The organism is Streptomyces sp. NPDC101225 (assembly GCF_044767585.1).
Classification (GTDB): Bacteria; Actinomycetota; Actinomycetes; order Streptomycetales; family Streptomycetaceae; genus Streptomyces.
This window is the reverse complement of sequence record NZ_JBIWOE010000005.1, coordinates 223,361-236,875: the sequence shown is the minus strand read 5'-3', so window position 1 is coordinate 236,875 and position 13,515 is coordinate 223,361. Positions and strand designations below refer to the sequence as shown.

The 13,515-nt window shown below is 72.4% G+C and carries 11 protein-coding genes; 4 read left to right on the top strand and 7 right to left on the bottom strand.

The genetic code is table 11. The features are described 5' to 3' along the window. Window positions 1-22: 22 nt before the first annotated feature. From ACIRPX_RS09795 to ACIRPX_RS09780, 4 genes are all read right to left on the bottom strand, one after another. Entirely contained in the window at window positions 23-985 is a 963-nt protein-coding gene (locus ACIRPX_RS09795) for an ABC transporter permease (RefSeq protein ID WP_404190809.1), read from the bottom strand. Next, window positions 978-2,495 (bottom strand): sugar ABC transporter ATP-binding protein, encoded by a 1,518-nt coding sequence (locus ACIRPX_RS09790; RefSeq protein ID WP_404190806.1) that lies wholly within the window; start codon window positions 2,493-2,495, stop codon window positions 978-980. The genes ACIRPX_RS09795 and ACIRPX_RS09790 overlap by 8 nt, the downstream gene beginning before the upstream one ends. A gap of 1 nt (window position 2,496) precedes the next feature. Continuing rightward, window positions 2,497-3,594 carry an ABC transporter substrate-binding protein gene (locus ACIRPX_RS09785; RefSeq protein WP_404190803.1) on the bottom strand — a complete coding sequence of 366 codons (1,098 nt, stop codon included), beginning with the start codon at window positions 3,592-3,594 and terminating at the stop codon, window positions 2,497-2,499. Between the two features lie 145 nt (window positions 3,595-3,739). Next, window positions 3,740-4,753 (bottom strand): LacI family DNA-binding transcriptional regulator, encoded by a 1,014-nt coding sequence (locus ACIRPX_RS09780; protein WP_404190800.1) that lies wholly within the window; start codon window positions 4,751-4,753, stop codon window positions 3,740-3,742. Between the two features lie 164 nt (window positions 4,754-4,917). On the opposite strand from ACIRPX_RS09780, the gene ACIRPX_RS09775 reads away from it, so the two are divergent. From ACIRPX_RS09775 to ACIRPX_RS09765, 3 genes are all read left to right on the top strand, one after another. Further along, a complete protein-coding gene (locus tag ACIRPX_RS09775) occupies window positions 4,918-7,527 on the top strand; it encodes a PA14 domain-containing protein (RefSeq protein ID WP_404191213.1) in 2,610 nt (869 codons plus the stop codon). 113 nt (window positions 7,528-7,640) lie between these two features. Beyond that, window positions 7,641-8,309: a GntR family transcriptional regulator gene (locus ACIRPX_RS09770; RefSeq protein WP_404190797.1), complete on the top strand. Its 669-nt coding sequence runs from the start codon at window positions 7,641-7,643 to the stop codon at window positions 8,307-8,309. A 52-nt stretch (window positions 8,310-8,361) separates the two neighbouring features. Beyond that, entirely contained in the window at window positions 8,362-9,096 is a 735-nt protein-coding gene (locus tag ACIRPX_RS09765; RefSeq protein WP_404190794.1) for an HpcH/HpaI aldolase/citrate lyase family protein, read from the top strand. Window positions 9,097-9,181: 85 nt separating this feature from the next. Here the strand turns inward: ACIRPX_RS09765 and ACIRPX_RS09760 are convergent, their stop codons facing one another. Genes ACIRPX_RS09760 through ACIRPX_RS09750 form a run of 3 tightly spaced genes read right to left on the bottom strand, consistent with a single transcriptional unit; the run spans window position 9,182 to window position 12,296 of the window. After that, window positions 9,182-10,177: a TAXI family TRAP transporter solute-binding subunit gene (locus ACIRPX_RS09760; protein WP_404190791.1), complete on the bottom strand. Its 996-nt coding sequence runs from the start codon at window positions 10,175-10,177 to the stop codon at window positions 9,182-9,184. A gap of 49 nt (window positions 10,178-10,226) precedes the next feature. Then, entirely contained in the window at window positions 10,227-11,630 is a 1,404-nt protein-coding gene (locus tag ACIRPX_RS09755; protein WP_404190788.1) for an ATP-binding protein, read from the bottom strand. Between the two features lie 3 nt (window positions 11,631-11,633). Further along, window positions 11,634-12,296 (bottom strand): response regulator transcription factor, encoded by a 663-nt coding sequence (locus tag ACIRPX_RS09750; RefSeq protein WP_404190785.1) that lies wholly within the window; start codon window positions 12,294-12,296, stop codon window positions 11,634-11,636. Between the two features lie 174 nt (window positions 12,297-12,470). Between ACIRPX_RS09750 and ACIRPX_RS09745 the strand changes: the two genes are divergently transcribed. After that, a complete protein-coding gene (locus tag ACIRPX_RS09745; protein WP_404190782.1) occupies window positions 12,471-13,496 on the top strand; it encodes an amidohydrolase family protein in 1,026 nt (341 codons plus the stop codon). Window positions 13,497-13,515 lie beyond the last annotated feature (19 nt).

Genomic DNA, 13,515 nt, shown 5'->3' with positions numbered 1-13,515 from the left:
CCGGCCTCTTCGGTGTGCGTGGTCATCTCCTGCCTCGTTCCCGGGCCGCGTAGACGGCGAGGACGATCACCACGGCCTGGGCGATCTGGGTCCACGACGGCGGCAGATCGTGCTTGATGAGCGTGGTGGTGAGCAGCTGGATGAGGACGGCGCCCGCGACGGTGCCGCCGATGCGCACCCGTCCGCCGCTGAGCGGGGTGCCGCCGACGACCACGGCGGTGATCGCGGACAGCTCCATCAGGGTGCCGAGGGAGGTGGGGTCGCTCGCGCTGAGGCGGGCGGTGGCGAGGACGCCGGCGATCGCGGCGAGGGCACCGGAGCAGACGTAGACGAGGACCAGGACCCGGCGGACCGGGAGGCCGGCGAGGCGGGCGGCCGGGCGGCTGTCGCCGATGGCCAGCACCTGGCGGCCGAAGGTGGTGCGGCGCACCACGAAGGCGACCAGCAGGGCGAGTGCCGCGGCGATGAGGACCAGGTAGGGCACGCCGAGGACGTCGCCGGAGCCGAGTGAGGCGAGCCCGGGATCGCGCACGTCCTTGAGCTGGGGCAGCAGGACGAGGGCGAGTCCGCGTCCGGCGACCATCAGGGCGAGGGTGGCGACGATGGGCTGGACGCCGACGAAGGCGATGAGCGCGCCGCCCGCGACCCCGACGGCGATGCCACCGATCACCGCGACGAGGGCGGCGATCCAGGCGCCGTAGCCGAGGTAGAGCGAGAGCAGGGAGGTGGACAGGGCCATCACCGAGCCCACCGACAGGTCGACACCCTCGGTGCCGATCGCCAGTGCCATGCCGAGGGCGACGATGAGGACCGGGGCCACCTGGACGGCCTGGGTGCGGAAGTTGGCCGCGGAGACGAAGTGCGGGGTGAGGGCGAAGTTGAACAGCAGCAGCACCAGTACGCCGGCGTAGACACCGTAGTCCTGGAGCAGGCGCAGCAGCCGGTCGCGGTCCAACGATCCGCGTGTGAGGGTGAGTTCAGCCATCCTTGCCTCCAGCGGGTACGGCCGCGATGGCACGCATCAGCGCGTCCTCGGTGACGGCGTCGCCGGTGAGTTCGCGGACGACGACGCCGTCCTTGAGGACCACCACGCGGTCGCTGCCCTCGATCAGCTCCTCGGTGTCGGAGGAGATCAGCAGCACGGCGAGGCCGTCGTCGGCGAGTTCGTCGACGAGTGCCTGCACCTCCGCCTTGGCGCCGACGTCGATGCCGCGGGTGGGCTCGTCCAGCAGCAGCACCTTGGGGTGCAGGGCGAGCCAGCGGGCCAGCAGCACCTTCTGCTGGTTGCCGCCGGAGAGTTCGCCGACCTTCTGGTGCGGTCCGGCGGCCTTGATGCGCAGGCGCTTCATGAACGTCTCCACGATCCCGTCGATGCGGGAGTCGTCGACGAGGCCGAAGCGGGAGAGTCCGGGCAGCGCGGCGAGCGCGATGTTCTCGCGCACCGAGAGTCCGGGGACGATGCCCTCGGCCTTGCGGTCCTCGGGCAGCAGGCTGATGCCGGCGCGGATGGCGGCCGCGGTCGAGCCCGCCCGTACCGGGACGCCGGCGACGACGACCCGGCCGGTGTCGGTGGGCAGCGCCCCGGCGATGGCCTTCGCGGTCTCGCTGCGGCCGGAGCCCAGCAGCCCGCCCAGGCCCACGACCTCGCCGGGGCGGATCGACAGGGACACCTCGCGCAGCCGGTGACCTACCGTCAAATCGGTGGCGTGCAGCACCGGTTCGGCGGTGGTTTCGTGGGAGCCGGAGAACTTGGTCAGGCCCTCCGCGCGCACCTCGCCGATCTCCCGGCCGAGCATCATGGCCACCAGCTTGAGCCGGTCGAGGCCGGCCAGTGGCCCGGTGTGCACCAGGCGGCCGTCGCGCAGCACGGTGACCGTGTCGCAGATCTCGTAGAGCTCGTCCATGCGGTGACTGACGTAGACGACCGCGACGCCGCGCTCGCGCAGCATGCGGATCACCCCGAACAGGGTCTGGACCTCGCGGGGTTCGAGGGAGGAGGTCGGCTCGTCCATGATGACGACGCGGGCGTCGACGGCGACGGCACGGGCGAGGGCGACCATCTGCTGGGCTCCGACGCCGAGTTCGCGCAGCGGCCGGCGCACGTCGACCCGGAGGCCGAGGCCGCGCAGGGCCTCGTCGGCCTCGCGGTGCATGCGCCGGAAGTCGATCAGGCCGAACCGGCCGAGGGGTTCGCGGCCCAGGAACAGGTTGCGGGCCACGCTCATCAGCGGGACGAGGTTGACCTCCTGGTAGATGGTGGAGATGCCCGCCTGCTGGGCCTGCAGGGGGGTGGTGAAGCGGACCGGTTCGCCGTCGTACGTCACCTCGCCGGCGTCGGGCCGGTAGACGCCGGTGAGCAGCTTGATGAGGGTCGACTTGCCCGCGCCGTTCTCACCGACGAGTGCGTGCACCTCCCCGGCGCGCGCGGTGAAGTCCACGTCGGACAGTGCGCGCACCCCGGGAAAGGTCTTGGACAGATGGGTGACCGAGAGCACGTCAGTAGGCCTTGTCGAGGTCCGACCGGGCGTTGCTCCTGGCGTAGGCGCTGTCCTTGATAACGATGTCCTGGCCCACCTCGTCGCCCTTGGTGAAGGTGTCGAGGGTCTGGAAGGCGAGCGGCCCGAAGCGCGGGTTGGACTCGATCACGCCGTAGATCCAGCCGTCGACGATGCCCTGCACGGCGTTGCGGGTGCCGTCGATGGTCACGATCTTGACGTCGCCGGGCTTCTTGCCCGCGCCCTTGAGGGCGTTGACGGCGCCGAGGCCCATCTCGTCGTTCTCGGCGTAGATGCCGGTGATGCCGGGCTTGGACTGGATGAGGTTCTCGGTGACCGACTGGCCCTTCTCACGGGCGAATTCGCCGGTCTGTCTGAACACGATCTTCAGGCCGGGGGCCTTCTCCTTGATGCGGTCCTCGAAGCCCTTGGTGCGCTCGGTCGTCACGTTGTTGCCGGCCGCGCCGAGCAGGATGGCGATCTCGCCCTTGCCGCCGGTCGCCTCGATCATCGAGTCGGCGGCCCGCTTGCCCTGCTCCACGAAGTCGGAGCCGATGAAGCTCACGTAGTCCTTGCAGGCGGTGGCGTTGATCTTGCGGTCGATGGTCACGATGGGGATGTGCTTGGCGGCCGCGGTGCGCAGCACCGGTTCCCAGCCGTCGGAGTTGAGCGGCGCGATGACCAGCAGGTTCGCACCCTTGGCGATGAGGTCCTGCACATCGCTGATCTGCTTGGAGAACTGCGACTGGGCGTTGGCGGTGAGCAGCTTCACGCCCCGCTTCTCGGCCTCGGCCTTGATGGAGGCGGTCTCCGCGATCCGGAAGGGGTTGGCCTCCTTCTCGGACTGGGAGAAGCCGACGGTGGCGCCCTTGAGGTCGAGCTTCTGGCCGCCGTAGGCGTCGATGGTGCAGGTGGGTCCCGACCCGGTGCCGGGCGAGGCGACCACCTGGCCGGCGTCGTCCTGCTTCGAGGCGGGGGTCTTCCTGCCCGAGTCGTCCTCGGACTTGGTGCATCCGGTCGCGAGCGCGAGGCTCGTCACGAGGCCGGCGGCGAGGAGGGTTCGTGCGGAGGTGCGACGGACAAGTGCGGTGGGCTTCATGGCTGTCCCCAAACGGCGCGGGCCCCGGGAGGTGAGAGCGCTCTCGGGGAGGCTGGCTCTTGCGGTCAACTCGGCGTGCACGTCGTTCAGGGGAGGTTTTTACATCGTTGGAAGGGGCGTGTAAAGGCTTCCGTCCGAAATCTCGTCACCGTCGGCCGAGCGTGCTCTCCCGCTCAACCAGCGTGAAATGCGCGGTCAGTTCGCGCCCACCAGGCTCCTCGCGGCCCGACAGGCTGCGCAGCAGCGAGCCGACGGCCATCTTCGCGATCGCCTGCTTGTCCGGCGAGACCGTCGTCAGGGTGACGGCGCCGAACCGCCCCTCCGCGATGTCGTCGAACCCCACCACCGCCACGTCCCAGGGCACCCGAAGACCCCGCTCGTGCAGCACCCGCATCGCCCCGATCGCGATCAGGTCGTTGAAGGCGAAGACGGCGTCCGGGCGCACCCCGGCGTCCAGCAGCTCGGCCATCGCCCGCGCCCCGTCGTCCCGGTCCCAGCCGCCGACCGGCACCACCAGACTGTCCGGCGCGGGCACCCCGGCCTCCGCCAACTCCGCACGCCAGCCGTCCAGTCGCAGATGGGCGGGCCGGTTCACGGAGTCGGTGCGCGCGCCGAGGTAGGCGATCCGGGTGCGGCCGCGGCCGAGCAGATGGCGTACCGCGCAGCGCGCCGCGGCCACGTTGTCGATCGCGATGTGGTCGAAGGGCAGGTCGTACTCCCGCTCGCCGAGCAGCACCAGCGGGACGTCGTCGGCGCGGCCCCGCAGATCCTCGGCCTCCAGGGCCAGCGGACTGAGGATCAGGCCGTCAATCACCCGGCCGCGGAAGCCCTGGCTGACCAGGATCTCCTGCTCGCGGTCGCCGCGCGTGTGGTCGAGCAGGACGGTGAACTCGTGCTCGGCGGCCGCGTCGATCACGGCGCCGGCCAGCTCGGCGAAGTAGGGGTTGCCGAGTTCGGGCACGGCCAGCGCGATGATCCCCGTACGGCCCTTGCGCAGGTGACGCGCGGTCAGGTTCGGCCGGTAGCCGAGCTCGTCGATCGCCGCCTGCACCCGGGACCGCATCCCCGGCGTGACGTGCGGATAGTTGTTCACAACGTTGGACACGGTCTTGATCGAAACGCCCGCGCGTTCCGCCACGTCCTTCAGGCTGACCCGCAAGGGATCTCCTCAGCGTCGATGGGTGCCTCGTCCACGAGGCTTTGTCATGCCCCCTGGACAGCGGCCGGGAGCCGTGCTCTCATGCCAACTGCCGTTCCTTCCAACGTTGTACAGACTGAAGCAACGAGCCGCCACCCTTCCTCAGCCAAGGAGGATTCGTGCGCATCAGCCCCGTCCACAGACCCGTCCGTCAACGCCTCGCCCTGCTGCTCGCCGCGGCACTGGGGGCCGCGGGCCTCGCCGCGGCCCCCGCCGCGACCGCGGCCGACGACCCCGTGGAGGTCCACGGCCTGAAGGGCGAGTACTACACCCAGTCCGCCCCGGGCGCCTTCGATTTCGACCAGCTCAAGTCCACCGGATTCGACCCGAACCTCGACTTCGACACCCTGGAGCCGCGCCTGGACTTCGCCACCGGCCAGTCGGACGACGTGAGCGTCCGCTGGACCGGCAAGATCGTCCCGGAGAAGACCGGGCCCACCACCTTCTCGATCACCGGCGACAACGGCTTCCGGCTGTGGGTCGACGGGAAGACGGTGATCGACCACTGGGTCGACGACTGGGACCGTGAACAGACCGGTGCGCCGGTCGACCTGACCGCGGGCAAGGCCTACGACATCAAGGTCGAGTACTTCGAGCACTACGGCGGCTCCAACCTCCACCTGCGCTGGACCCCGCCCGGCGGCACCAAGACCGCCGTACCGCAGTCGGCCTTCCGGCTGCCCGACGGCTGGGCCTACGACGGCGCCGTCTCCACCACCGTCCTCACGAGCGGCCGCACCCTCAAGCTCGACTTCGCTCAGCCGCTGAGCGCGCCACCGGCCGGTCTGAGCGGCCATTTCGACGCCGTGATCGGCGGCGCCACCTGGCCGCTGGGCGGCGCGAAGCTCGATCCCGCCGACCCCCGGACCCTGCTCGTCGCGCTCAAGGAACCCGTGGTCGGCAACAAGACCGGCACCGCGCCCGGCCTCGCCGACGTCCGCTACGACGGCAAGGGCGGTCTGACCGGCACGGACGGCAACGTTGTCAGCAGCTTCTGGAGCAGCGGTGCCAACCGGTCCACCTACGAGCTGCGCACCCGGTGGGCCGACGACGTCTCCCCGCGCAACGCCCACCCCGAGTACCCGAGACCGCAGCTGACCCGCGCGTCCTGGCGGAACCTCAACGGCTCCTGGCAGTTCGCCGCGGCCGAGGCGGGAGAACAACCGCCGGTGGGCAAGGACCTCGGCGAGAAGATCCTCGTCCCCTACCCGGTCGAGTCCCAGCTGTCGGGGATCGAACGGCACGAGGACCGCATGTGGTACCGGCGTACCTTCACCGTGCCGCGCGGCTGGAAGGTCGGCTCCGGCAAGCGGCTCCAGCTGAACTTCGGCGCGGTGGACTGGCAGTCCGAGGTGTACGTCAACGGCACCAAGGTCGCCGAACACAAGGGCGGCTACGACAAGTTCAGCGCCGACATCACCGACGCGCTCAAGCCCGGGCGCACCCAGGAGCTGATCGTCGGCGTCTACGACCCGACGGACGCGGCGAGCGGCGAGAACCCGCCGGTCGGCAAGCAGCGCCTGGACCCCAGCGGCATCTGGTACACGCCGACCTCGGGCATCTGGCAGACGGTGTGGATGGAGCCGGTCGCCTCCGACCACGTCGACCAGCTCAAGCTCACCCCGGACGTGGACGCCGGCACGCTCACCGTCGAACCGCAGGGCGTGCGCGCCGGGTTGCCGGTCACCGCGACGGCCTACGACGGCAGGCGCAAGGTGGCCACGGTCACCGGCCGCAGCGGCGGGCCCCTGACCCTGCACCTGCGCAGGCCGCACCTGTGGTCGCCGGACGACCCCTTCCTCTACGACCTCAAGGTCACCGTCGGGGCCGACCACGTCGGCAGCTACTTCGGCATGCGCTCCATCGAGGTCGAGAAGATCGACGGCGTTCCGCGCACCGTCCTGAACGGCAAGCCGATCTTCATGATGGCCACGCTCGACCAGGGCTTCTGGCCGGACGGCCTCTACACGGCCCCGACCGACGCGGCGCTCGCGTACGACCTGAGGATGCACAAGAAGATGGGCTTCAACTCGGTGCGCAAGCACATCAAGGTCGAGCCGGACCGGTGGTTCTACTGGGCGGACCGGCTGGGCCTGATGGTGTGGCAGGACATGCCGGCGACGACGGCCGGCGTGAACCCGTCCACCGCGGCCCGCGCCGAGTACGAGCGCGAGATGAAGCAGATGATCGACGAGCACATCAGCAGCCCGTCGGTCGTCATGTGGGTCACCTTCAACGAAGGCTGGGGCCAGTACGACATGGCCCGCATCGCCGACCAGGCCAAGTCCTGGGACCCGACCCGGCTGGTGAACTCCATGTCCGGGCTGAACCTCGGGGCCGACGGCGGCACCGGCGACATCATGGACGAGCACGGCTACCCCAGCCCCGCCCTGCCACCGCATCCGGACGGGGAACGCGCCCTGGTCAGCGGCGAGTACGGCGGTCTGGGGCTCGCGGTGCCCGGACACGCCTGGTCGGTGCAGCAGTCGTACGTGGACGTCGATCCCTCGACCTACACGGACGACTACCTGGCCAAGCTCGCCGAGGTCCACGCGCTGGCCTGCGAGGGCGGCAACGGCGCGGTCTACACCCAGATCTCGGACGTCGAGGGCGAGCTCAACGGCCTGATGACGTACGACCGCAGGGTGGTCAAGCCGGACGTCAAGCGGCTCAGAGCGGCCCAGCGGGCGCTGATCTCCGACGCCTCCCGGGCCACTCCGGCGGGGTGCGCCTGACCTGAGCGGGTGCGGTCCGCCCGTCCGGGCCACGGGCGGGCGGACCGCATCGCCGCGGCACACGGGGCCTGGAGGGGGAATGTTAACATTCCGACATTGAGGGGGTGAAGGCGATGGGCGAACCGGGTCGCGTCACGCCCGCCCGGCGCCGGGGGCTGGCCGACGAGGTCGCCGACCGCATCCGCGAGGCCATCTTCGACGGCACGTACGAGCCCGGCGCGCAGTTGCGCGAGGTGGAGCTGTCCGGCGACATGGACGTCAGCCGCGGCCCGGTGCGCGAGGCCCTTCGGCTGCTGGAGCGGGAGGGGCTGGTCCACTGCGCCTGGCACCGCGGCACCACGGTGACCTCGCTGTCCGCCGACGACGTGGCCGAACTGGCCGGCCTGCGCGGCGCGTTGGAGGACCTGGCGGTCCGCGAGGTGATCGCGCGCGCCTCGGAGGAGGACCTCGCCTCCCTCGCGAAGACGGCCGGCCTGACGGAACGGTCCGGCGACGCGCACGAGACGGTGCGCCGCGACATCGCCTTCCACGACGCGGTGTTCGCCGCCTCCGGGCACCGGCGCCTGACCGACGCCTGGGACGGCATCCGCTGCCAGGTGCACCTGGTCCTGCTGTCCCGGATCAGCCACGGCGGCGAGGATCACCTCGGCCGCATCCCGCACGAGCACCGGGAGCTCGCCGCCGCGCTGCGCACCCGCGACACCGACACCGCCCGCTCGCTCTTCGCCGCCCACCGGCGCCGCACCGCCGACGCCATCTCCGTTTCACCGGAGCCGGGTTGAGCGGCGCGCAGCACATCCTGGACGAGCAACCGGCACACGAGGAGACACCAGCGTGACCCGAACGACGACGTGGACCCCGGCCTCGGCCACCGGAGTGTGGTCACTTCTGGGCGCCGCCACGGCGGAGGCCGTCAGCCACGGCCGTCCCGGCTGGATCGGTCTCGACGCCCAGCACGGCTTCCACGACGACCAGTCGGTGCGCGACACCCTGCATGCCGTCACCGGGGTCGACGTGCTGGTGCGGGTGCGCTCGCTCGACGCGGGCGAGATCGGCCGGGCGCTGGACGCCGGGGCGCGCGGGGTCGTCGTCCCCATGGTCGAGAGCGCGCAGGACGCGGCCCGCGCGGCGGCCGCCGTGCGCTACCCCCCGGCCGGCAGCCGCAGTTGGGGGCCGTTCGCCCCGTACTGGGGCCGCCCGGAGGTCGGCGCCGAGGAGGCCGACCGCCAGGTCGTCTGCGGTGTCATGGTCGAGACCCGTCTCGGCCTCGACCACGTCGGGGAGATCGCCGCGACGCCCGGAGTCGACATGGTCTTCGTCGGCCCCTACGACCTCGCCCTGTCCCTCGGCACGGCACTGGACGACCTGCTCGCCGGCGACGGCGGAGAGCTCCGGTCGATCGTCTCCGCGTGCCGGGCGAACGACGTCATCCCCGGCGTGTACGCGGGCAGTCCCGCGCGGGCACGGCAGCTCGCCGAGATGGGGTTCGAGGTGCTGGCGGCCCGGTCGGACCGGGATCTGCTGATCGACGGGGTCGCGTCGCTCGGCCGGAACGTGTCCCGAACGTAGCGCCGTCCGCCCGCCGGGCAGCCGGGACTCGCGCAACACGTCCGGGTGCTGTCCGGGCGCTCCGTGCCGCCGCCGGCCCCGCCGGTCAGCCGTGCAGCTCCCGATAGGCCGCGACCGCCCCCGGGTGCAGGGCGATGCTCCCCGTGCCGATCAGGCTGCGGACGTCGAGGAACTGGGCGCCGACCGCGCTGCCGGGCACGAGTTCCCCGGCGCGCTGGACCAGCAGGCGGGTGATCGCCTCGGCCACGCCGCTGTCCAGATCGGGCCGGCACACCAGCAGGTTGGAGACTCCCACGGTGGCGACGCCGGCGGCCGCGCGATACGCGCTGTCCGGGAAGGTCACCTCCTCCAGGCCCGAGGCGGCCGGCCCGTCTCCGCCCCCGCGCCGGGGCAGCAGATCGGTGAGCGGCAGGAACCGCAGACCCGGATCCTCGTCCAGGTCGGTGAGGGTGGGCAGGGGGACGCCACCGGCCACCAGCAGCCCTTCGACGGTTCCCGCCCGGACGGCGTCGGCCGCGGCGGCCAGCCGGAGATGGCGTACCGGGACGTCGGTCCCGGGCGTCAGGCCCGCGGCGCGCAGCAGCCGCTCGCCGAGCAGGGCCGCGCCCGAGCCGACGGCGCCCAGGGAGACGGTGTGTCCGGCCAGCCCGGAGACCGTGCGCACGGTCGAGTCCGCGCGGACGGCGAACTGCAGGTACGTCTCGTACAGCCGGCCGATCGCCCGCAGCGGCACCGGCCGCGGGAAGAGGGTGGTGCCCTGGGCCTCCCGCGCGGTGTCGGTGAGGACGAGCGCGAGGTCGACGTGGCCGTCGCGCAGCAGCTCCAGGTTGGTGACGCTGCCCGCGGTGGTGCGGATACGGCAGCTCAGGCCCGGGTACGCGGCTTCGATCTCGGTGGCGAGGAGGCGGCCGAAGGCGGCGTAGAACGCCGTGGGCTCACCGGTCGCCAGACGCAGGACCCCGCTGGGCCCGACGCCCCGCCGCGAGGCGTCGCCGTCGAGGGCGCCGCCGAGGGCCGCGGCGGCCGCGAGCCCCACGGCGGCCCGCACGGCGGTACGGCGGTCGACCACGGGGCCGGTCATCGCGCACCTGCCTCGGTCCGGGTCCCGGACCCGTGCCCGGGACGGAACGTCATCGCGCACCCCCGTCGCCCGTGCCCCGCGGGACGTACGCCGCCACCCGCAGCCCCCGCGGCCGTGCGTGCCCCAGCTCCAGTCGGCCTCCCCGGCCGGCCAGCAGCTGCTGCGCGATCGCCAGCCCCAGGCCGGTGCCGCTCGTCCCGTTCTGCCGGGACGAGCGCCAGAAACGCTCCGTGGCCCGGTTCAGCTCCTCGGGCGTGAGGCCCGGCCCGGTGTCCGTCACCGTGAGGACCGCCCAGGGGCCGTCGGCGGCGCAGGACAGGGTGATTCCGGCGCCCTCTCCGGCGTATTTGATGGCGTTGTCCAGCAGGATGTCCGTGATCTGGGCGAGTTCACGCTCCGTGCAGACCGCCGGGACGGGGGCGTCGGCCGCGGTGGTGAGGCGGAGGCCGGCGCGCTCGGCGACCGGCTGCCAGAGGCGGTCCTGGGTCCGGGCGACCTCGGCGGCGTCGCAGCGCGCGTCCGCCTCGTCGGTCACGGTCAGTTCACCGGCCCGGTGCTCCGCGGTGGCGAGGGCGAGCATGTCGTCCAGGAGGGTTTCCAGGCGGTCGAGTTCGGTGGTGACCCCGGTGTAGGCGCGCTCGGCGGAGGCGGGCAGATGGGTGCGCAGCGCGTCCACGCGCAGCCGCAGCGCGGCCATCGGGTTGCGCATCTGGTGGGAGGTGTCGGCGACGAGCCGGCCCTGCTGCTCCAGGGCCGCCATCACGGTGCGCGCCATGCGGTTGAACCCGGTGGCCAGCTGGCGCAGTTCCGGCGGGCCGGAGGCACGGGTCCGGTCGGGCGGCAGGCCCGCGGCGAGCCGCCCGACGGCCCGGTCCAGGCGGCGCAGCGGGCTCACCACCCAGCGGGTCGCGGCGCGGGCGAGGGCGGTGCAGGCCAGGGCGACCAGCGCCGTCCCGGCGAGGACGGCGGCCCAGCGTCTGGTGACGTCCGCCGCGGCCGTCGTCACCGAGGCGCGCAGCACGACGGCCCCGGTGACCTGGGTGCCGGTGCCGGCCGGGGCGGCGAACATCCGGTGCTCCCGGGACCAGGGGCGCAGCGCCGCCGCGGGCCGGGCGCTCTGGTTGCGCAGGGCGGCGTCGATCAGCCGGGCCACGGCGGGCTGGGCCGCCCGCATGCCGCCGGTCTGCACGACGGGGGTGCGCCGCAGGTCGGTCACGACGAGCGGTTCGCCGTAGAGCTGCGTGTAGCGGCGCGCCTCGGCGACGACCTGGGAGGTGTCGCCGGTTCTGGCCGCCTGGTCCATCAGGGAGGCGAAGCGGTCGAGGTCGGAGCTGCGGGCGAGGACCAGTTGCTGGGTGCGGTCCGAGGCGGTGAACAGCAGCAGCGGGACGGCGAAGGCCGCCGTCGCGAGGATGCCGAACAGCAGCAGTACGGCCTGCACCCGGGTCCGCACGGCTCAGTCCCCGAAGCGGTAGCCGAAGCCGCGGATCGTGGTGAGCAGGTCGGGGCGGCCCAGCTTGGCGCGCAGCTGGGTGAGATGGACGTCCAGGGAGCGGGAGGTGGCGTGGCGGGCGTCGCCCCACACCTCGTCCAGCACCTGCTCGCGGCTGACGGCCGTGCCCGCGCGCCGGGCCAGCACCGCGAGGACGTCGAACTCCTTGGCGGTCAGCTCGACCTCCGCCCTGCCGACCCGGACCCGGCGGGCGTCCAGGTCGATCTCGACGTCACCGGCCCGGACGGCCCGCGCACCGGCGGCCGGCTCCTTCGCCCGCGTACGCCGGGTGACGGCGTCGATGCGGGCGAGCAGCTCGGTCAGCCGTACGGGTTTGACCAGGTAGTCGTCGGCGCCGAGCCGCAGCCCGCGCACCACCGAGCGCTCGTCGCCGCGGGCCGTGAGGATCACCACCGGCAGGTCGCTCACCGCACGCAGCGTGCGCAGCACCTCCAGGCCGTCGATGTCGGGCAGACCGAGGTCGAGCAGCAGCAGGTCGGCGCTGCGGTGGTAGGTCATGACGTCCTTGCCGTGACGGAGACGCCGGGTGTCGTGTCCATGGTCGTAGAGGACCTCCACGAGGGCCGCCGCCACCCCGTCGTCGTCCTCGGCCAGCAGCAGCTGCATGTGCCCACCTCCTTCCGCCTGCCGTCCCGCTGCCGAATGTAGACCACGAGGTCAGGAGGGTGTCGCCAATGTTAAGCGGACGTTAGTTCCCTGCCGGGGCGGATCCCCGCCCCGGCGGCGCGGAGCCAGGCTGCCCCGGTCAGCGACGACGTACGACCGCGAACGGGTGCAGCAATGATCATCGACTGCCACGGCCACTACACGACCGCGCCCCCGGCCCTGGCCGCCTGGCGGGAGCGGCAGATCGCCGGGCTCGGCGATCCGGCCGCCGCTCCCGCCCGCGCGGACCTGCGCATCGGCGACGACGAGCTGCGCGAGACGATCGAGGCGAACCAGCTGCGGATGATGGACGAGCGCGGCATCGACATGACCGTCTTCTCGCCCCGCGCCTCGTTCATGGCGCACCACATAGGCGGTTTCGAGACATCCGCCGAGTGGGCCTCGATCTGCAACGAACTGTGCCACCGCGTCGGCCTGCTGTACCCGCGGCGCTTCGTCCCGGCCGCGATGCTGCCGCAGTCGCCCGGCGTCGACCCCGCCACCTGCCTGCCCGAACTCACCCGCTGCGTCGAGGAGCTGGGTGCGGTCGCGGTCAACCTGAACCCGGATCCCTCCGGCGGCCGGTGGACCGCCCCGCCGCTCACCGACCGGTCCTGGTACCCGGTCTACGAGAAGCTGGTCGAGTACGACGTCCCTGCCATGGTGCACGTCAGCACGAGCGTCAGCCCGGCCTTCCACACCACCGGCGCGCACTATCTCAACGCCGACACCACGGCGTTCATGCAGCTCGTGCAGGGCGACCTGTTCACCGACTTTCCGACGCTGCGGCTGATCATCCCGCACGGCGGCGGCGCGGTTCCCTACCACTGGGGCCGCTTCCGGGGGCTCGCGACGGCCCTCGGCAAGCCGGAGCTGGAGGAGCACGTCCTCGGCAACGTCTTCTTCGACACCTGCGTCTACCACCAGCCCGGCATCGACCTGCTCCTCGGCGTCGTCCCCGCCCGCAACATCCTCTTCGCCTCGGAGATGATCGGCGCCGTCCGCGGCATCGACCCGCGTACCGGCCACCACTTCGACGACACCCGCCGCTACGTGGAGAAGGCCGGCCTGAGCGCGGCCGACCTGGCCTCGGTCCAGGAGCGCAACGCCCGCACCGTGTACCCGCGCCTGGACGCGCTGCTCAGGCGCCAGGGCCGCTGACCCACCCATCCCCCTCAGG